General features: G+C 56.0%; 16 protein-coding genes and 1 pseudogene. 6 read left to right on the top strand and 11 right to left on the bottom strand.

Annotation, left to right across the window (positions count from 1 at the left end; all coding sequences use genetic code 11):
* Positions 1-51: 51 nt before the first annotated feature.
* Entirely contained in the window at positions 52-393 is a 342-nt protein-coding gene (locus IBT54_RS05290; protein ID WP_013357796.1) for a helix-turn-helix domain-containing protein, read from the bottom strand.
* 301 nt (positions 394-694) lie between these two features.
* Here IBT54_RS05290 and IBT54_RS05285 point away from each other — a divergent pair, with 301 nt between their 5' ends.
* Together IBT54_RS05285 and oqxB are read left to right on the top strand one after the other, a co-directional pair.
* Positions 695-1,849: an efflux RND transporter periplasmic adaptor subunit gene (locus IBT54_RS05285; protein ID WP_013357795.1), complete on the top strand. Its 1,155-nt coding sequence runs from the start codon at positions 695-697 to the stop codon at positions 1,847-1,849.
* Between the two features lie 12 nt (positions 1,850-1,861).
* Positions 1,862-5,014 carry a multidrug efflux RND transporter permease subunit OqxB gene (gene oqxB / locus IBT54_RS05280; RefSeq protein ID WP_110331886.1) on the top strand — a complete coding sequence of 1,051 codons (3,153 nt, stop codon included), beginning with the start codon at positions 1,862-1,864 and terminating at the stop codon, positions 5,012-5,014.
* A 68-nt stretch (positions 5,015-5,082) separates the two neighbouring features.
* Here the strand turns inward: oqxB and IBT54_RS05275 are convergent, their stop codons facing one another.
* From IBT54_RS05275 to IBT54_RS05255, 5 genes and pseudogenes are all read right to left on the bottom strand, one after another.
* Entirely contained in the window at positions 5,083-5,436 is a 354-nt protein-coding gene (locus IBT54_RS05275) for a type II toxin-antitoxin system HicB family antitoxin (protein ID WP_201251750.1), read from the bottom strand.
* Between the two features lie 104 nt (positions 5,437-5,540).
* Entirely contained in the window at positions 5,541-5,834 is a 294-nt protein-coding gene (locus IBT54_RS05270) for a contact-dependent growth inhibition system immunity protein (protein WP_201251749.1), read from the bottom strand.
* 8 nt (positions 5,835-5,842) lie between these two features.
* Positions 5,843-6,637: pseudogene (locus IBT54_RS05265) on the bottom strand (RNase A-like domain-containing protein).
* Positions 6,638-7,079: 442 nt separating this feature from the next.
* Positions 7,080-7,574, bottom strand: a complete 495-nt coding sequence (locus tag IBT54_RS05260; RefSeq protein ID WP_201251748.1) for an Rrf2 family transcriptional regulator — start codon at positions 7,572-7,574, stop codon at positions 7,080-7,082.
* A gap of 207 nt (positions 7,575-7,781) precedes the next feature.
* A complete protein-coding gene (locus IBT54_RS05255) occupies positions 7,782-8,981 on the bottom strand; it encodes an MFS transporter (protein WP_201251747.1) in 1,200 nt (399 codons plus the stop codon).
* 185 nt (positions 8,982-9,166) lie between these two features.
* Here IBT54_RS05255 and tus point away from each other — a divergent pair, with 185 nt between their 5' ends.
* The gene (gene tus, locus IBT54_RS05250) at positions 9,167-10,096 is read left to right on the top strand and encodes a DNA replication terminus site-binding protein (RefSeq protein WP_201251746.1); all 930 of its coding nucleotides are present in this window, start codon (positions 9,167-9,169) and stop codon (positions 10,094-10,096) included.
* A gap of 41 nt (positions 10,097-10,137) precedes the next feature.
* Here the strand turns inward: tus and fumC are convergent, their stop codons facing one another.
* The gene (gene fumC, locus IBT54_RS05245; RefSeq protein WP_033783020.1) at positions 10,138-11,535 is read right to left on the bottom strand and encodes a class II fumarate hydratase; all 1,398 of its coding nucleotides are present in this window, start codon (positions 11,533-11,535) and stop codon (positions 10,138-10,140) included.
* A gap of 195 nt (positions 11,536-11,730) precedes the next feature.
* Here fumC and manA point away from each other — a divergent pair, with 195 nt between their 5' ends.
* From manA to add, 3 genes are all read left to right on the top strand, one after another.
* Positions 11,731-12,906, top strand: coding sequence for a mannose-6-phosphate isomerase (gene manA / locus IBT54_RS05240; protein ID WP_201251745.1), 1,176 nt, complete (start codon positions 11,731-11,733; stop codon positions 12,904-12,906).
* Between the two features lie 132 nt (positions 12,907-13,038).
* On the top strand, positions 13,039-14,538 hold the full coding sequence (locus IBT54_RS05235) for a YdgA family protein (RefSeq protein WP_013357787.1): 1,500 nt from the start codon (positions 13,039-13,041) through the stop codon (positions 14,536-14,538).
* 180 nt (positions 14,539-14,718) lie between these two features.
* A complete protein-coding gene (add, locus tag IBT54_RS05230) occupies positions 14,719-15,714 on the top strand; it encodes an adenosine deaminase (protein ID WP_201251744.1) in 996 nt (331 codons plus the stop codon).
* 296 nt (positions 15,715-16,010) lie between these two features.
* On the opposite strand, the gene IBT54_RS05225 is transcribed toward add, so the two are convergent.
* The 4 genes from IBT54_RS05225 to araG all read right to left on the bottom strand — a co-directional run bounded on the left by IBT54_RS05225 (position 16,011) and on the right by araG (position 20,669).
* Entirely contained in the window at positions 16,011-17,057 is a 1,047-nt protein-coding gene (locus tag IBT54_RS05225) for an oxidoreductase (protein WP_033783014.1), read from the bottom strand.
* Positions 17,058-17,158: 101 nt separating this feature from the next.
* Positions 17,159-18,076: an arabinose operon transcriptional regulator AraC gene (gene araC, locus IBT54_RS05220; RefSeq protein WP_201251743.1), complete on the bottom strand. Its 918-nt coding sequence runs from the start codon at positions 18,074-18,076 to the stop codon at positions 17,159-17,161.
* A gap of 76 nt (positions 18,077-18,152) precedes the next feature.
* Entirely contained in the window at positions 18,153-19,136 is a 984-nt protein-coding gene (gene araH / locus IBT54_RS05215; RefSeq protein ID WP_013357784.1) for an L-arabinose ABC transporter permease AraH, read from the bottom strand.
* Positions 19,137-19,148: 12 nt separating this feature from the next.
* Complete coding sequence (araG, locus tag IBT54_RS05210; RefSeq protein ID WP_033783010.1) at positions 19,149-20,669, bottom strand: L-arabinose ABC transporter ATP-binding protein AraG; 1,521 nt, start codon at positions 20,667-20,669, stop codon at positions 19,149-19,151.
* Positions 20,670-20,702 lie beyond the last annotated feature (33 nt).

The raw sequence follows: 20,702 nt of genomic DNA, 5'->3' as shown, positions 1-20,702 counted from the left end.
AGTTTTGCGCCCGGAGAAAAGCGCGGGCCAGACAAGCTGGCCCTGGCGAGGTTATGCGGCGTGCGATTCCCCGCTGTGACGACGCCATGCACCCGGCGCGACACCATACTGACGTTTGAAGCTGCGGTTAAAAGATTGCTGAGAGTCGAAGCCTAATGAGATCGCCACATTGAGAATCGGTTCATCGGTGCTGGTCAGACGATCGGCTGATTTCTTCAGTTTCTTAACCCGGATGTATTCACCCAGTGGGTAGCCGGTATGTTCTTTGAACATACGCTGCAGGTGCCATTTAGAGTAACCGGCGCGTTCTGAAACCGTATCCAGGTCCAGACGTGCTTCAATGTTGTTATCAATCCAGTCGATTAAATCATGAATAAAGGCGTCACTCATCATTCCAGTCTCTCCCGTCGCTGTAGCGAAAAGTATTAGTATCAGTTGCAGTTACACTTAAGGGTGGCTGACTATGCCATTTAATGCAAGTTTTATTAGTACATTAAATGCCGCACTGTTTGTAGGGTTTTAACGCAACTGGTCAGGCTTTCAACGCTCTGTCCAAAACCGCACATAAAGTGTATCTGTTATTCTTGCAGTTGCCCGCGACGCAAGCCTACACTCCCTGCGATTAATTGCAATATTAAAAGTTGCAAATATTGGCCTGCAGGTCGTCTTTTATATCTATCGCGGAATAACAACAATGATTACGAACCGGGTTCGTCAGGGTTTAACCCTCTTAGGGATGGTACTGCTCATCACGCAACTGAGCGGCTGCGATAAAGGTGTGGCGCAAAACGCCCCACCGCCACCGCCTGAGGTAAGTGCCGCGCCGGTGCTGATCAAGCCGGTCAGCCAGTGGGACAATTTCAATGGCCGGGTGGAAGCGGTGCAGAGCGTTCAGCTGCGGCCGCGCGTCTCGGGCTATATCGACGCCGTTAACTATCGCGAAGGCGATGAGGTCAGAAAAGGTCAGGTGCTGTTTACCATTGATGACCGGAGCTACCGCGCGGCGCTGGAGCAGGCCAAAGCGGAACTGGCACGGGCGCGCAGTCAGGCCAGTCTGGCCCGCAGCGAATCGGGCCGCAGCGAGAAACTGATTGGCACCCAGGCGATTTCCCGCGAGGCGTGGGAACAGCGTCGCTCTGCTGCCAGCCAGGCGCAGGCCGATGTGCTGGCCGCTGAAGCCGCGGTCGACATGGCGCAGCTGAACCTCGACTTCACCCGCGTCACTGCGCCGATCGATGGCCGCGCCAGCCGGGCGATGATCACCGCCGGTAACCTGGTGACCGCTGGTGACAGCGCCAGTGTGCTGACCACGCTGGTGTCGCAGCAGCAGATGTATGTCTACTTCGATGTCGATGAAAACACCTTCCTCAACTATCAGGCGATGACGCGTCAGGGCCAGCAGCGCCATGCCCTGCCCGCTGAGATTGGCCTGGTCGGCGAACAGGGTTTTCCGCATCAGGGCAGGATCGACTTCATGGATAACCAGCTGACCGCCAGTACCGGCACCATTCGTATGCGCGCCCTGCTCGACAATCAGCAGCGTCAGTTCACCCCGGGTCTGTTTGCCCGTGTGCGTCTGCCAGGCAGCGCGCAGTTCGAAGCGGTGCTGATTGACGATAAAGCAGTCCTGACCGATCAGGATCGCAAGTATGTCTACGTGGTGGATGGTGAAGGTAAAGCGCAGCGGCGCGATATCCAGCCCGGCGCGATGGTGGATGGCCTGCGTATCGTTAAATCGGGTCTGCAAGCCGGTGACAAAGTCATCATTGCCGGTCTGCAAAAAGTATTTATGCCCGGCATGCCGGTCACTGCTCAGCAGGTCGCCATGCGTGCGGCAGCCGCTCAATAATTCGAGGCCGCTATGGACTTTTCCCGCTTTTTTATCGACCGGCCTATTTTTGCTGCGGTGCTGTCGATTCTGATATTCGTCACCGGCATGATTGCCATTCCGCTGCTGCCGATCAGTGAATATCCCGACGTTGTGCCACCCAGCGTGCAGGTGCGCGCCGAGTACCCTGGCGCTAACCCGAAAGTGATTGCGGATTCCGTGGCGACGCCGCTGGAAGAGGCGATTAACGGCGTCGAAAACATGATGTACATGAAGTCAGTGGCCGGTTCGGACGGCGTGCTGGTGACGACCGTGACTTTCCGTCCGGGCACCGATCCCGATCAGGCACAGGTGCAGGTGCAGAACCGCGTGGCACAGGCGGAAGCGCGTCTGCCGGAAGATGTGCGTCGGCTGGGTGTTACCACCCAGAAGATGTCGCCGACGCTGACGCTGGTCGTGCACATGTTCTCACCGAACAATACCTACGATTCGCTCTATCTGCGTAACTACGCCACGCTCAAGGTGAAAGATGAGCTGGCGCGCCTGCCGGGTGTCGGTCAGATCCAGATTTTTGGCGCAGGTGAATATGCGATGCGCGTCTGGCTTGATCCCAATAAAGTCGCGGCGCGCGGCCTGACGGCCTCTGACGTGGTGACGGCGATGCAGGAGCAGAACGTGCAGGTCTCTGCCGGTCAGCTGGGCGCGGAGCCGCTGAAAAAGCAGAGCGACTTCCTGCTGTCGATCAACACTCAGGGCCGACTGGAGAGCGAGCAGCAGTTTGGCGATATCATCCTGAAAACCTCTGAAGATGGTTCGCTGGTGCGGCTGCGCGATGTGGCGCGGATTGAGATGGGATCAGGCAGCTATGCCCTGCGATCCCAGCTGAATAACAAAGATGCGGTCGGTATCGGCATCTTCCAGGCGCCGGGCGCTAACGCCATCGACCTCTCCAATGCGGTTCGCGCCAAAATGGATGAGCTGGCAACCCGCTTCCCTAACGATGTGAAATGGGCTGCGCCTTACGATCCGACCGTGTTTGTCCGCGACTCCATTAAAGCGGTGGTGCAGACCCTGCTGGAGGCGGTTATTCTGGTGGTGCTGGTGGTGATTCTGTTCCTGCAGACCTGGCGCGCCTCGATTATTCCGCTGCTGGCGGTGCCGGTTTCGGTGGTGGGTACCTTTAGCGTGCTCTACCTGCTTGGCTTCTCGCTTAACACGCTGAGCCTGTTCGGGCTGGTGCTGGCGATCGGTATCGTGGTGGATGACGCCATTGTGGTGGTGGAGAACGTCGAACGTAACATCGAGATGGGACTGTCGCCGCGGGCCGCCGCCCATCAGGCGATGCGTGAGGTCTCCGGGCCGATCATCGCCATCGCGCTGGTGCTGTGCGCCGTGTTTGTGCCGATGGCTTTTCTCTCTGGCGTGACCGGGCAGTTCTACAAGCAGTTCGCCACCACGATCGCGATCTCCACGGTGATCTCGGCCATTAACTCGCTGACGCTCTCGCCTGCGCTGGCGGCGATGCTGCTGAAAGGACATGATGCGCCGAAAGATCGGCTGACGCGGATTATTGATGCGCTGTTTGGCTGGCTGTTCCGTCCGTTTAACCGCTTCTTCCAGCGCAGTGCGCACGGCTATGAGTCGCTGGTCGGCCGCACGCTGCGTCGCCGTGGCGCGGTATTTGGCGTCTATATCCTGCTGCTGGCCGGTGCCGGCTTTATGTTCCACACCGTGCCGGGTGGCTTTATCCCGACCCAGGATAAGCTCTATCTGATTGGCGGCGTGAAGATGCCGGAAGGCTCCTCACTGGCACGCACCGATGAAGTGATTCGTAAGATGAGCGAAATCGGTATGCAGACCGATGGCGTCGCCTATGCGGTGGCCTTCCCCGGCCTGAATGCGCTGCAGTTCACCAACACCCCGAACAGCGGAACGGTGTTCTTCGGCCTGAAGCCGTTTAATGAGCGCAGGCACACAGCAGCGGAGATTAACGCAGAGATCAACGCGAAAATCGCGCAGATCCAGCAGGGCTTTGGCTTCTCGATTATGCCGCCGCCGATTCTGGGGCTGGGTCAGGGTTCGGGCTATTCGCTCTATGTGCAGGATCGTGCCGGTCTGGGCTATGGCGCATTGCAGACGGCGATTAATACGCTGTCGGGCAGCATCATGCAGACGCCAGGCATGCACTTCCCTATCTCCTCCTATCAGGCCAACGTTCCACAGCTTGATGTGCAGGTTGACCGGGATAAAGCCAAAGCTCAGGGCGTGTCACTGACCGCACTGTTCAGCACGCTGCAGACCTATCTCGGCTCGTCGTACGTGAATGACTTTAACCGCTTTGGGCGCACCTGGCGCGTCATGGCGCAGGCGGATGGGGAGTTCCGCGACAGCGTCGAGGATATTGCCAACCTGCGTACCCGCAACGACCGCGGTGAGATGGTGCCGATTGGCAGCATGGTGAACATCACCACTACCTACGGCCCCGATCCGGTGATCCGCTATAACGGCTATCCGGCGGCGGATTTGATTGGCGATGCCGACCCGCGCGTGCTCTCTTCGGCGCAGGCGATGAGTCAGCTGGAAGCGATGTCCGGTCAGCTGTTGCCTAACGGTATGAACATCGAGTGGACCGACCTGAGCTATCAGCAGTCAACCCAGGGCAATACCGCGCTGATTGTCTTCCCGATGGCGGTCCTGCTGGCGTTCCTGGTGCTGGCGGCGCTGTATGAGAGCTGGACGCTGCCGCTGGCGGTGATCCTGATTGTGCCGATGACGATGCTCTCTGCGCTGTTTGGCGTCTGGCTGACTGGCGGAGACAACAACGTCTTCGTGCAGGTCGGACTGGTGGTGCTGATGGGCCTCGCCTGTAAGAACGCGATTCTTATCGTCGAGTTTGCGCGTGAGCTGGAGATTCAGGGCAAAGGGATTATCGAAGCGGCGCTGGAAGCGTGTCGCCTGCGTCTGCGTCCGATTGTGATGACCTCAATCGCCTTTATCGCCGGTACCATCCCGTTGATTCTGGGTGAAGGTGCGGGTGCAGAAGTGCGCGGCGTGACCGGTATTACCGTCTTCTCCGGCATGCTCGGCGTAACGCTGTTCGGCCTGTTCCTGACGCCAGTGTTCTATGTCGCCCTGCGCAAGCTGGTGACGCGCCGGTCAGATAACGCGGAATCAGTGACGGCGTAAACCGTAAACGTTAACAGGGGCGATCGGGTGATCGCCCCTTTTTTTGTCTGAGATTGGCAGCATGTTAATTAACGCTGCTTTAATTTTTCATTCAGCGTTTCAACGATAAACGCTTTCAGGGACGTTTCATTTTGCGCAGCAGCCTGCGAGAGCCGCACGCCCAGCGATTCAGGATAGCGCAGCGTAAAGGTCTTGATTCTTTCTTGCTCCGCATAGAGATGAATGCCGGAGGCAGCGCAATCTTCCAGGTATTCGCGCAGCGAAATCTCCCCTTCTTTGTGCAGGCCCTGCACGCTGTCAGAGACAAAATCACAGTAGCCTGACAGGCCAGTAAAGCGTCCACGGAACAGGTTGATTTCGGGAACGTAAGTGATGACTGCGGGTTGCCCGGCGACAGTAGCCAGATTTAAAGGATTATCCATCTTTGACCTCCTGCATTCTAATTAGCTGAATATCAGGAATGGATTTTTATAAATAATCAATACCTACTCACAGTCATAAACCGCATATCCTTTAATTATTAAAATTAAAGTCTGATTCGTAGATAACTATTTATCTTTTCCAGAAAAGTTCGTACTGTTTCTCCCCAAGGTTCAGGATTGAACTCGCCCTGGCTGATGGATTGAAAAGCCTCAATAAGTGCTTGATCATTCAACGACAATAAATACTCTGCCTCCTGACAGACTTTTTCGGCCGCTTTTGGATTCTCAGTTTCTAAATAACTGTCCAGTACTTCTTCAACCGTTTCACCAAACAAATCATAATCCTGACCAAAAAAAACCCGAATAAGGGTTCCAATATTTTTATAGCTTTTATTCATTGATAGCCTCAGAAAGAAGGATATGAAGTCAGTAGATAATAAGGTTTGCCGTTAAACACTTTACGGTGCAAAACAATCCTGAGAGCATAAGCTTCCAGGCGGGTTGTGCTGCCCTGCCTGAAACCATAACCGACAACAGTACGGGCCTGCCAGGTTAATTCCAGTATGCTTTCGCTTTTGGCTGCAGCCCAAAAGATGATCTTTCAGCGATTAGCTTTCAATCCGGCGCTGATAAATCGCTCTGCCTGCTCAATATTAATAAACGAACTCGCAAGAGGCGTCTTTGGACTTCGTGCAAGACGCGCGAGTAAATCTGCCTCAGGAATATTTACATGCTTAACAATAGTATGTCCGCCAGCCTTAATACCTCTGACGGCTTCATGCTCAGCCAGCTTTAACTTACCGAATCGAACAGAGACGACACGTGCCGCTCCGGCAGCAAACGCAAATGCCATAGGAACAGAAATATCTACAGTTAAACCTATATTCATTGCGGTCTTATCATCAACACCAAGCTTTTTAGCCGTCGCAGATGCAACCTGGAAAGTTGCTGTCCGCGTATTTCTGCCCGTCAGTACCTGATTAGCAGCCGCATTAATGCTATCCAGGCTATGTGCGCCAACGACAACACATGCCGCTTTCGTCAATCCGGATGGATCTGGCGCGATGCACAGCGCAGTTGCTCCGGTTAATTCAAGCGTTCCTAGTGCAAGATTCAGCCCACCATATAATCGGTTACTTAGCGTTTCTCCCTCAGTTAAAGTTTTATCTGAGATAGCAGCGGTTAGCTGGACCGGGGACATCATGATTTTTATGCCATCATCCATAATGAAACCTCATGTGAACAGTAGATACACAACCAGATTTTATCCATCTTTTAGTTTTTAGATCCACTAGTAAACAGATAAGAGGTGCAGTGAAGTCAAAACCTATGAGATTAGTCACTCCGTTGTCAGTTGCGACTATAATCAGGTGAGAATCTCAATCCGGGCTTTCTGACCAAGATGCACCAGCGCCAGTTCCACTTTTTCTACTTTTTTATAAGTGATTAATATTAATTAGTCGATCGACCTGTGAGCCATTTACGCCCATGTGACGTGCAAGATCGGCTTTCTGGGTGCCGGCTTCAAGCTTAGTTATTATCATGGTTCAAAAATAATGACTGAAGTCAGAAAGATGGATATTAATCTAAGGCGGATTTGAGGCAGGACGTCACTGATCAGCACGCATAAAAAAAGCCGCTCATCAGCGGCTTTTTTTGCAGAGTTCTTCACTCTCATCGGGTTCAGGTTCCGGTACGGCGGTGCAGTTGCTGGTATCGCGTTTCTTCAGCTCGTTCAGCGCGTCGGCCACAGTGCGTTTTGCGAGTACATCCAGCGACGCCTGTTCGGCTTCGTCGGCTATCGATTTGAAGTACCAGCAGAGATTGGCACTGACCAGACAGCGCGGCGCGACATCGGGACGCGCGGCCCAGATCTTTTTGTCTTCAATGACGGAGACATAGATATCCCGCAGGGTAATGTCTGCAGCAGGACGGCCGAGATGAATCGAACCGGTACGGCCCAGCGTGGAGACGATAATGCCGTCACGGGTAAGCGGGACCATTAATTTTCGGATGAAACTGGGATTCGCTTCCAGCCCATAGGCCAGAATCGCGCTGGTAGAGCGTTTACCCATTTGCTCCGCCATCGCTACGCTCAGAACCATTTGCAAAGCTGTCGGGAAGCGGTAATCAAGCATTTCTTTATCCTGAGTTGCGGTGCATCTTATTGTTTTATTGCCGCATAAGTGAACAATCAATGAGCAATAAATATAACAAACACTGTTGCTTTTTTGAAGCAAACCGGCAATGACAAGGCACGTATTCACCAAAGGCGGAGGCCTGATAGCACAAGGTGCTTACCCTGCTCTTCATCCTTATCCTGCCGGACACGGTGAGCAGTTCGGTCATGCGGTGGTGACCGCTGCCGCCGGTAATCGCTGCTTTAGCGCCATAACCAGCACCACGTTAAAGATTGCTAAAGCGCAAAGCAACCACAGCATCGCCGATGCTCCCATCTTTTCAAACACATATCCACCAATCAGCGGCGTCAGTGCCTGTCCCATTAGCGCCGGGCGGGCCATTTTCCCCACCACAATCGCGTAAGACTCTGGTTTGACCATCGCCAGCGGTAAAGTTCCGCGCACGATGGCGCGTAAGCCATTTCCTGCGCCATACAGCACCATGCTCAGCAGCGCCATCTGCGGAAAGAGAGCCAGCAGCAGCAGGCCCAGCGCCACCAGCCCGACGGAAAAAAAGGTGGTGCGGATCGGATGACTGCGTTTGAAAACAATATCGACGATGCGCGAACCTACCTGACACGGGCCGAGCACAGCGCTGATCGCCAGCGCCGACGTCAGCGTATGGCCACTCGCCTGTAACAGGGCGATAAGCTGCACGGAAATCGCCGTCATGATCACCGACGCCAGGGTAAAAATGGCGCACAGCAGCCAGAACAGCGCAGGTTCAATCTCCGGCGTAGGAGAGTGTTTAACCGCCCTTTTCGCAGGCGGTTTAGCATGAGTTGCCGGTAAGGCAAACAGATAGGCAGGAAGCACGCAGACCACCATCATTGCCGCAATAATCAGTGACGCATCCCGCCAGCCAAATCCATGAATCAGCAACGCCGTTCCCGGCCAGACCAGCGTGGTGCAGAAGCCTGAAATCAGCGTAATACCGGTGATCGCCGAACGCGCCTGACTGCCATAACAGGTGCCGAGTGTGGCAAACAGGGCATCGTAGAGGCCCATCGCCATCCCTATGCCGATGATCACCCAGGCAAACAGAAACAGCGGCAACGAGTCGCTGACCGCCATCATCACCAGCCCTACTGCCATCACCAGACCGCTCAGCGCCAGCAGCAGACGACCGCCGGTACGGGCGATAATCCTGCCGGCCAGCGGTGACAGCAGGCCTGACACCAGTATCCCCGTCGAGAGCGCGCCGTAGATCCACTGCTGCGACCAGCCCGTCTCAGCTGCAATCGGGTTCGCCATCACCGCCATCAGGTAGAACGACCCTCCCCAGGAGAGGATCTGCACCAGGCCCAGGGTGAAAATGGCGGCGATACCGGGTTTGTTGTTCTGACTCACAGGCGATCTCTTCATTAGCAGGCGAACCGTTTTTATAACATGTTCTGCCAGAAGCCAGAATGCGGGACGCTCTTTTTACTGTATGGCCAGGCAGGCCGCACGTTTTTAAAATATACTTATAGTATGTTGTAACTATAAAGCACTTGCCTCCCTGACAGGCATCTGCCACATTGTGGACGTTGTAACTATGGAGGCACAACATGACGCGCTACGACTTAGTGGCTGATATGCATCAGTGTGTAAACGACCTGGAACTGGCGCTGGGCGAGCTGCGCCAGCAGATTGAGGCGCAGCCTTTACTTATCGCCCGCGTCTTCAGCCTGCCGCCGGTGGTGAAAGGCCGCGAACATGAAGCGATTACTCAGATCGCCGTCGAGCAGCATCTGGGCGACAGCGCGTTAAAAATGGCGCTGGACCATTACTGCCGCCTGTTTATGCAGCATCAGTCTGAACAGCTGAGTACCAAGGCTGCTGTGCGCCTGCCTGGGGCACTCTGTATCGAATGTGATGAACAGCGCGAAGCGGAGATCGGTTCGCTGGTCGACCTCATTAATCAGCTTAAGGCGCGGCTGGAGCAGCTGATTACGGTGGACTCGGGCCTGCCGAGCGAAGCGCGTTTCGAGTTCGTTCACCAGCATCTGCGCGGTCTGATTACCCTGAATGCCTATCGCACGATCACCCTGCTCAGCGCCCCTGACAGCCTGCGTTTCGGCTGGGCCAACAAGCACATTATCAAGAATCTCAAGCGCGAAGAGGTGATCGCCCAGCTGGAAAAAAGCCTGAAGGCGGGACGTGCGCAGGCACCGTGGTCGCGTGAACAGTGGGCGGAAAAAGTGCAGGAGGAGCTGGCAGGCGTGCGCGCCCTGCCCGCCTCGGCACGGCTGAAAATAAAACGTCCGGTGAAAGTCCAGCCGGTCGCACGCGTCTGGCGCGCGGACGAAAAAAAACAGACCCAGCTGGCCTGCCCGTCACCGATTCTGGTGATCTGCCGCGATCGCAGTCAGGTTCCGGTGCTGGGCGAGCTGCTTAATTACGACGCGGATAACATTACGCATCGGCATAAACCCGCCGCTGAACCGCTGAATCTGCTGATACCCCGACTACATCTGTGGGTCGATTGCCCGATATAAAAAAAGGCCAGCATCGGCTGGCCTCTTGCTCATCGCTGAGCTTACGACTTCATGCTGCCGACCATCTCTTCCGGACGGACCCAGGCATCAAACTCCTCTTCAGTGAGATAACCCAGCTTCAGCGCCGAGCCCTTCAGCGTCAGCCCCTCTTTATGCGCCTTCTTGGCAATTTCAGCCGCTTTGTCATAACCGATGTGAGTGTTCAGCGCCGTCACCAGCATCAGCGATTCGTTCAGCAGTTGATCGATGCGCTCACGCACCGGCTCAATGCCGACGGCGCAATGATGATTAAAGCTGTCCATGCCATCCGCCAGCAGGCGAATTGATTGCAGGAAGTTATGGATCACCATCGGACGGAAGACGTTCAGCTCAAAGTTACCCGATGCGCCGCCCATGTTGATCGCCACGTCGTTACCCATCACCTGACAGCAGAGCATGGTCATCGCTTCGCACTGCGTTGGGTTAACTTTACCCGGCATAATGGAGCTGCCAGGTTCGTTTTCAGGAATGGCGATTTCGCCAATGCCGCAGCGCGGGCCGGAAGAGAGCCAGCGCACGTCGTTGGCGATTTTCATCAGTGAAGCAGCCAGCCCTTTCAGCGCGCCATGCGCATGCACCAGCGCATCACAGGTTGCCAGTGCCTCAAACTTGTTTGGTGCGGTGACAAATGGCTGCTGCGTCAGATCGGCCAGCGCCTTCGCCACGCGCACTGCATATTCCGGATGGGTGTTCAGACCAGTGCCCACCGCGGTTCCGCCCAGCGCCAGCTCCGCCACGTGCGGAATGCTCTGTTCGATATGCTTCAGGTTGTGCTCCAGCATCGCCACCCAGCCGGAAATCTCCTGGCCCAGCGTCAGCGGCGTCGCATCCTGCAGATGGGTACGGCCAATCTTAACGATGTCTTTAAATGCATCAGACTTCTGGCTGAGCGTCTTTTTCAGTACCTGAATCTGAGGGATTAACTGTTCGCGTAGCGCGATGACGGCGGCAACATGCATCGCCGTCGGGAAGACGTCGTTGGAGCTCTGGCTCTTGTTCACATCGTCGTTGGGATGGACAAGGCGCGACATCCCGCGTTCACCGCCGAGGATTTCACTGGCGCGGTTCGCCAGCACCTCATTCATGTTCATGTTGGTCTGAGTACCGGAGCCGGTCTGCCAGATCGCCAGCGGGAACTCGTCCGCATGTTTATCCGCCAGCACTTCATCCGCCGCGCTGACAATTGCATCTGCGCGGTCAGCGGGCAGCAGTCCCAGATCGCGGTTAACGCTGGCCGCGGCGCGCTTGGTCAGTGCCAGCGCATGCACCAGCGCGGTCGGCATTTTTTCGGTTGAGATACGGAAGTGTTCCAGCGAGCGCTGCGTCTGCGCGCCCCACAGTTTGTCTGCCGGTACATCGATGGGGCCCATTGAATCTTTCTCAATGCGGTTGCCTGCCATGAATACGTCTCCTTCACCTTGTTTTTAAAAGAATGACCGCCAGGTCGTTGCAATCAACTGTCGGGCAGTCAGGATAGTAATACACAATAATTTAACATTATCAGAGCTTAGCGTCCTTTTGCGCTGGATATGTATTTTTACCGGTAGTTTCTGCTTTAATAGCCGCAATAATTTCCCGTGATAAAGGGTTATACAATGCAAAAAATGAACAATTCGCTACAAAATTACGCATGGGGCAGCAAAACGGCGTTGACTGAGCTTTACGGGATTGCCAATCCCGAGGGTCTGCCGATGGCAGAGCTGTGGATGGGCGCACATCCGAAAAGTCCCTCAACCGTGATGGAACAGGGCAGCGCGCGTTCGTTACGTGACGTGATTGATGCGGCGCCCGCCGCGATGCTGGGTGACGCGGTAGCACAGCGCTTTGGTGAACTGCCGTTCCTGTTCAAAGTGCTGTGTGCCGATCAGCCGCTGTCGATTCAGGTCCATCCCAGCAAACGTGCGGCCGAAGTGGGCTTTGCCCGTGAGAATGCGGCGGGGATTCCGCTGACAGCCGCCGAGCGCAACTATAAAGATGCAAACCACAAGCCGGAGCTGGTCTATGCGCTGACGCCGTTCCAGGCAATGAATGGCTTTCGCACGCTGACGCAGATGGTCTCCCTGCTGGAGCCGGTTGCAGGTGCTCATCCTCAGATTGCCCATTTTTTGCAACATCCGGATCAGGAGACGCTTGCTGCGCTGTTCTCTACCCTGCTGTCACTGGAGGGTGAAGCGAAATCGCTGGCGCTGGGCGTGCTGAAATCCGCGCTTGATGCGCAACAGGGTGAGCCGTGGGAAACTATTCGCATGATTGCGGCTGAATATCCTGACGACAGCGGCCTGTTTTCACCGCTGCTGCTGAATGTCATCACCCTGCAGCCCGGCGAGGCGATGTTCCTCTACGCGGAAACCCCGCACGCGTATCTGAAAGGCGTGGCGCTGGAGGTGATGGCCAACTCTGATAACGTATTGCGGGCCGGTTTAACCCCGAAATATATCGATATCGACGAGCTGATGGCCAACCTGAAGTTTGATGAAAAACCTGCCAGCTCGCTGCTGACGGAGCCAGAGCAACAGGGTCATGCGCAGCGCTTCCCGATTCCGGTGGAAGATTTTGCCTTTGCCATCCATAGCCTGAACGCAGAACCGCAATCGCTGGCGCAGCAGAGCGCCGCCCTGCTGTTCTGCATCGAAGGCCAGGCGGTTATCGCCAAAGACGATCAGCAACTGACGCTGAAACCGGGTGAATCCTGCTTCATTGCCGCCAGCGAATCGCCGGTAACGGTCGCCGGTACGGGCCGGCTGGCGCGGGTATTTAACGACTTAGGGTAGAGCGGCTGACGGAATCTCTGTTAACTGCTATTATTTCAACCTATTAGCTTTTAAACGCTTGCAGGCGTTTTTCTTCGGTCGCTGGGGTAAACCTGCGGCATAAGCGGACTCAAGGATAAGGACGAATCAGCAATGAAAAAGACCAATGTTGCCGTAGGTGTCATCATCGCACTGGGCGTAGTCTGGACTGGCGCGGCGTGGTTCACCGGCAAGCAAATTGAAAGCCACAGGGATGAGCTGGTGCAGAACGCCAATGCACAGCTGAACGCTTATGCCCCTAACAGTCGACTGAAGATCAGCTATCAGGACTATCAGCGCGGCGTGTTCAGCAGCAAGGTGAATCTGGTGGTTCAGGCCAATTCGCAGACGGAAGATAACCCGCTGCTGAAGCCGGGTCAGAGCATCATCCTGAATGAAACCATCGATCATGGCCCTTTCCCGTTTGCGCAGCTGAAGCATTTCAATCTGATCCCGAGCATGGCATCCGTTCATACCGAGCTGGCTAACACCGATGCGGTGAAGAAGCTGTTCGAGCTGACCGGCAATAAATCGTTGATTAATGCAGATACCCGCATCGGCTACAGCGGCGCTACCGATACCGCGCTGCGTGTCCTGCCGGTTGACTATCAGAATGCGCAAACCGGCGAGCGTTTTGCCACCAATGGCGGCACCTTCAATGTCAGCGCTGATAATAAAGGCGATAAAGTGTCGCTGGACAGCGATGTGGATAGCCTCGCGCTGACCAGTAAAAATGAGATGGGCCAGCCGGTACTGTTCACTGTTAATGGTCTGAAGCTGAGCGGTAACACGCATCTCAGCCCGGAAGGCGTGCGCATCGGCGATCAATCGGTGGACATTGAGAAGGTGAATGCCAGCATCAATGGTCAGGACGCCCTGACGCTGCATAAAATGAAAGGCACCTCCTCTTTCGATAACAGCGCCGGTAAAATTGGCGGCGATATTGATTACAAAGTGGAAGGCGTTCAGCTGCAGAAGCAGGACTTCGGTCAGGCAGCGCTGAAGATGAAGCTGTCACAGTTTGATGCGCAGGCGGTCAAAGCCTTCTCCGATCGTTACAACGCGCAGATGCAGGAGCTGCTGACCCAGCCTGGCGTTGCGGAAGATCCTATCCGCTATCAGGCAGGCGTGCATCAGATTCTGATGGCCAATCTGCCGATGCTGCTGAAAGGCTCGCCATCCATCAGCATTGCTCCGCTGAGCTGGAAGAATGACAAAGGTGAAAGCACCTTTAATCTGACGGCCAGCTTCAACGATCCTTCTGCCGTGACCGGTGAAGCCCAGACGCTGAGCGCTATGGTTGACCGGGTACTGAAAAGCCTGGACAGCAAGCTGGTGATCAATATGCCGATGGCAACCGAAACCATGCACAAAGTGGGTCTGGCTGAGGGTTATCAGGCAGATGACGCCCAGAAGCTGGCGGATCAGCAGGTAAAAGGTCTGGCGGCGATGGGTCAGATGTTCCGCCTGACTCAGCAGCAGGATAACAACATCGTGACCAGCCTTCAGTACGCCAACGGTCAGGTGAACATGAACGGCGACAAGATGACGCTGGAACAATTTATGTCCCGCTATATGCTGGGTATGCCGACCAGCGAAGGCATGCCGCAGTAAGCACTATCTTCCATCTATAGCGACCTTCGGGTCGCTTTTTTTATGCCTGAACGCTGATTTGCCCGCCAGTTATGGGTAATTAAGCAGCATCCGGCGCGGCTGTTGCGCAAATAGCTGGCGCTGTTGCGCAAGATATTTTTATAATGCTCTGCACTTCACCGACAACTCAGCGAGTGCGCCATGATCGATTCTAAAATTCCTCTGACTGATATTCACCGCCACCTTGATGGCAACATTCGTGCACAAACCATTCTCGATTTAGGCCGCCAGTTTAATCTTGCCCTGCCCGCCTCAACGCTGGAGACGCTGCGTCCGCATGTGCAGGTCGGCCAGAATGAACCTGATCTGGTGAGCTTCCTGCAGAAACTCGACTGGGGCGTGAAAGTGCTGGGCGATCTGGATGCCTGCCGCCGCATTGCGCAGGAAAATGTTGAAGATGCCGCGCGCGCGGGCATTCATTATGCTGAACTGCGTTTTTCGCCCGGTTATATGGCGATGACCCATAACCTGCCGATTGCCGGTGTGGTGGAAGCAGTCATTGACGGCGTTCGCGCTGGCCGTCAGCAGCACGATATCGACGTGCGTCTGATTGGCATTATGAGCCGTACCTTTGGCGAAGATGCCTGCCTTGCCGAACTGGAAGGTTTACTGGCCCATCGCAATCACATCACCGCGGTCGATCTGGCGGGTGATGAGCTGGGCTTCCCGGGCAGCGAGTTCCTGAGTCACTTTACCCAGGCGCGCGATGCCGGTTTCCGGGTTACCGTGCATGCGGGCGAAGCGGCCGGTCCGGAGAGCATCTGGCAGGCGATTCGTGAGCTGGGCGCTGAGCGTATCGGTCACGGCGTGAAAGCGATTGAAGATCGCGCGCTGATGGATTTCCTGGCGGAGCACCATATTGGTATTGAATCCTGCCTGACCTCCAATATCCAGACCAGCACCGTGCCTTCACTGGCGCAGCATCCGCTGAAGACCTTCCTGGAGCATGGCATTCTGGCGACCATCAACACCGATGATCCGGCGGTTCAGGGCATTGAGCTTGCTCATGAGTATCAGCACGCCGCACCGGCTGCCGGTCTGAGCGCAGCGCAGATGCGTCAGGCGCAGGAGAATGGACTGACGATTGCCTTCCTCAGCGAGGCTGAGAAAGCGGCTATCCGCGCCCGCGTGCAGTAATCTGCTCGTTGCAGCCATTAAAACGGGCCGGATATCCGGCCCGTTTTAATGTAAGGAAATGCTCAAGGACAGGTGGCTTTAAGACCGAGCTTACACAGGGAACGGGGTCAGATCGGAAAGACGCAAAAGCCGCCATCCCTGGCATGCTCTGCCCGCGCCGTCCTGGCGCGGGACGCTTTCCTCTTCTGACCCCGTTCCCTGAATGTTAAGCAAATTTATTGCTGTAGTACTTGCCCGCTTTTAAGCTTGTCAGGCATCTGCCCGAAGTATTAAATGACCATTATTACACTCACCCATTAAACGCGCTTCAGCGACAGCGTCTGGCGTTTCTCGGCGGATTGCAGACCCAGTTCGATCAGCTCCATCACCTGAATCGCTTCTTCCGCCGTCACCGGATTATTACCGCGTCCGGCAATGGCATCGCGGATGCCCGCATAGTAAGCCGGATAGTTGCCCGGCTGGGTCAGCTGCGTGGTTTCGGTCAGGGCGTCGCCATCAACCAACGTCAGTGTGCCGTCGCGCATGTCATAGCCCCAGTCCTCCTGCGGCGGGAAGTCGCCCGACTTCAGGCGATCTTCCTGCGGATCCAGACCATATTTAACGTAACTGCCGCGCGTGCCGTGAACGGTATAACGGGCGGATTCTGCCGCCACCAGCATGCTGGCGTGCAACACGACACGGCGCTGCGGATAGGTTAGGGTGGCGTGGAAGTAGTCGGTGGTCTGCGCGCCCGGACGCATTTCAGCCAGGTCAACATTGATGGCGACCGGCGGGCCAAACAGCTGCAGCGCCTGGTCCAGCAGATGTGGCCCCAGGTCATACCAGATTCCGCTGCCTGCGCCCTTCATTTCGCGCCAGCGATTACGCACTTCCAGACGGAAACGGTCAAAGTGCGATTCGAAGTAGCGCACTTCACCCAGCGAGCCAGCTTCAAGCAGGGATTTCAGCGTCAGGAAATCGCTGTCCCAGCGGCGGTTATGGAACACTGACAGCAGCAACCCTTTAGCTTTCGCCAGCGCATCCAGTTCGCGCGCCTGTGACAACGTCACGGTAAATGGCTTATCGACCACCACATGTTTACCGGCATTCAGCGCCGCTTTAGCCAGCGGGAAGTGGGTGTCATTAGGGGTAGGAATGACAATCAATTGCAGAGTCGGGTCGTCCAGCAGCGCCTGAGGATCGGCCACCACCTTCACGGCAGGCCAGTCGGCGTGGACTTTGCTGGCGTCGCTACTGGAAATGGCGGCCAGTTCGACGTCCGGCGTTCCCGCAATCAGCGGAGCATGAAACGTTTTACTGGCAAAGCCGTAGCCGATCAGACCAACACGTAATTTATCGCTCATTTGGATTCCTCTCAGAGCCTGCCTGGCAGGCTCTTAGTTGATAACCTGATTGATTTAAGACTATTAACCAGGTGAGGACAAGGCGGAATCCCCCGAAAAAACTAAGAGATAGCACTTCGCGCCAGGGGCCAGGCCGTCTGCGCCGCCAGGCTATCGTGCGCATCCTGATTGCGGCGGCGGAAGTCGCTGGGACTGACGCCAACACGCTTGCGGAATACCCGTGAGAAGTAAAGCTGGTCGTCGTAACCCACTTCACGCCCTACCGAGGCGATGGGTTCCTGAGTGGTCTGCAGCAGCAGTTTGGCGCGGATAACGCGCTGATCTTCACGCCAGCGCAGCAGGTTGACACCCATCTGCTCGCGGAACAGGTGCGCCAGTCGCGACGGTGACAGGCAGACGTGGCGCGCTACCTCCTCAATCTTGACCTCGCTGGCGAGATGGTTGGTGACATACTGACAGGCTTCGATAACGCGCGGGTCGCGGATTAACTGATGGCTGCGCGGATCTTCTTCAACGGCACGCAGCAGCAGCCGTTCCAGCAGGTTCATCGCCAGCTCTTCCGCAAAGCGGCGGCCCGAGTTGTGCGTCTGTTCGATACTGGCAAACAGGCGGTCGAACTCGCCGCGCAGCGATTCCGGCAGCAGCAGTCGTCCCACGCCCTCCTGCTCATCCTGCCAGCGCAGCCAGTCGTGCCAGTAGGCGCGCGGACGGAAATAGACCCAGCGGTGGAACCACTGCGGGCTGTAAGGCGCGCGGCCGTAGTAGTGAGCGGTTTTTGGCTGAAAAAGCAGCATTTCGCCTGGTTCGCAGTCAAATGCCCGCTCGCCGTCGAATACCCGCCCTTTGCCTTTAATGGTGAGGTTCAGAATGTAACCTTTCATGCCGTGCGGGCGATCGATAAAGAAATCGAGCGGACCATCAGCGGTGATGGGCGTCAGCCCCGCCACCAGCCAGGCATTGAATGAATAGCCCGGCAACAAGGGGTTTTGCTGCTCGGCCGGTAATTCGCGGTGATACATAGCGACCTCACTCAGTCTGTTAGTGTTCGGATAGCCCGCAGAGGCGTCTGCTTCTGCGGGCCAACGGCTCGATCAGTCAGGCTTTTTTCTGTTTGTAACGGTCAAAAATCACCGCAGCTAACAGTATCAGACCGCGCACCACATACTGTGAGAATGGCGAGATATTCAATAAATTCATCGCATTCTCGACGGTGCCGAGAATTAATACCCCTGCAACCACGTAGGAAATCTTGCCGATGCCGCCCTTCAGCGACACACCGCCCAGTACGCAGGCAGAAATCACCACCAGCTCATAGCCGATGGAGGTCATTGGCTGACCGCTGGTCATACGTGACGCCAGGATGATGCCCGCCGCCGCGGAAACCAGCCCGGACAGAATGAAGATGATGATACGGGTACGCACCACCGGCACACCGGCCAGTCGCGCCGCCTCTTCATTGCCGCCAATTGCCAGGGTATTACGGCCAAAGGTGGTTTTGTTAAGCAGGAAGCCGAAGATCAGCATGGTCGCCAGTGTCAGCCAGATGGGTGCTGGCACGCCAAGCCAGTTGGCAAAGCCCAGCTCAAAGAAGCGCTCATCTTCGATCCCGACCGCTTTACCGTCAGAGAAGATATAGGCCAGGCCGCGCACAATCTGCATGGTCGCCAGCGTGGTGATCAGTGCATTGATCTTCAGTCGGGCAATCACAAAGCCATTGATAAAGCCGGTGATCATGCCGAGCACCAGACCGGCTGCCACGCCAATCCACAGGCTTTCGGTCATGTTGATCACCACGGCGGTCACCACACCCGCACAGGCGATCACCGAGGCGACCGACAGATCGAAATCCCCGGAGGCCAGACAGAACAGCATGCCGCAGGCGACCATGCCGGACATCGACATCGCCAGCCCTAAGCCTTTCATATTGATAAACGAGCCAAAATTCGGCACAAAAATCGCACAGACAATAAACAGCAGCGCAAAGACCACCAGCATGCCGAAGTTGTCCCAGATGCGACCTAACTGCAGGCCGCCGCGTGAAGCGGGCTGCGGCGTATTTGAGGTCGTGGATGAAGCCATGATGATCTCCTGTCAGGCCACGGCGGCCGCTTGAGTGGTTTTGGGCATCGCCAGGCTCAGCGTCTGCTGCTCCGTGGCGTCGTCGTGCAGCAGTTCACCGGCTATGGCACCTTCACGCATCACCACGATGCGATCGGCCAGGCCCATCACTTCCGGTAAATCGCTGGAGGCGAACAGCACCGCAATGCCCCGGTTCGCCAGCTGATAAATCAGATTATAAATTTCATGTTTGGCACCGACATCGATGCCGCGCGTGGGCTCATCCAGCAGGATCACTTTCATATCCTCGGAGAGCCAGCGTCCCAGAATCGCCTTCTGCTGGTTACCGCCGGAGAGGTTCATGATCAGCTGATCGGCGCTGGGCGTTTTGATGTTCAGCGAGCGTATATGGCTGTCGGCGTTTTTGTTTTCCCAGCCATTTTTAATCAGGCAACCGGCGGTGAGATTATGACGACGGGCGCTGATATTGATGTTGTCGCGCACCGAGTGCACCGGAATAATGCCCTCGGCTTTGCGGTCTTCCGGGCAAAGCATGATGCCCGCACGGATAGCGTCGATGGGTTCACGCAGCGGCAGCGGTTTGCCGTCCAGGATCACCTGACCGCCACGCAGACGCGTGCCGCCAAACAGGCCTTTCAGCAGTTCACTGCGTCCGGCTCCGACCAGGCCAAACAGACCGACGATTTCACCGGCATGAACTTTCAGCGAAATCGGCGTCCGCACGCCCTTCGCTTCCACCTTGTCCAGCTCAAGCCGCACGTCGCCTTTAGCGCGTGGTGAGTAGCCATAGATATCACCCAGGTTACGGCCCACCATCGCCTGCACCAGATCGTCGTGATGGGTGTTAGCCATGTCAGTAAAGGTCCGCACGTAGCGGCCATCTTTAAAGACGGTGATGGCGTCACTGAGGGCGAAGATCTCTTCCATGCGGTGTGAAACGTAGAGCACCACCCGGCCCTCCTCGCGGAGCTGACGGATAACGCGGAACAGGTTGTCGATTTCACGCGCCGACAGGGAACTGGTTGGCTCATCAAAGGCGATAATGCGCGCGTTACGCGCCAGCGCTTTGGCAATCTCCACCATCTGCCACTGTCCCAGCGACAGGTATTTCAGCGGCATATCAGGGTCAATATCCATGCCGAGGTTTTTCAGCTGCAGGCCCGCCTCAAAGCGCATCAGCTTACGATTGACCAGCCCATGTTTGTGCGGAATCTGACCGAGGTAGATGTTCTCCGCCACGCTCATTTCCGGCACCAGATGCAGTTCCTGGTAAATAATGGCGACGCCCGCGTCCAGTGCATCTGTGGTGCGCTGAAAGCTCATCGGCTTGCCTTTAATACGAATCTCACCGCCGCTCGGCTGATAACTGCCGCTGAGTATTTTTAACAGCGTCGATTTGCCTGCGCCGTTCTCGCCCATCAGCGCATGGACTTCACCGCCCCGGCAGTCGAAGGAGATATCCTGCAACGCTTTCACGCCAGGGAAGGTTTTACTGATGCCATGAAACGACAGAAATGCTGAATCAGTGTTCATGTTGGTCCTCACTCTTTCGCGCCACCGGCCTGT

The organism is Pantoea sp. S62 (assembly GCF_016658625.1).
In the GTDB taxonomy this organism is placed as follows: Bacteria; Pseudomonadota; Gammaproteobacteria; order Enterobacterales; family Enterobacteriaceae; genus Pantoea; species Pantoea vagans.
This window is presented reverse-complemented; position numbering and strand designations above follow the sequence as displayed.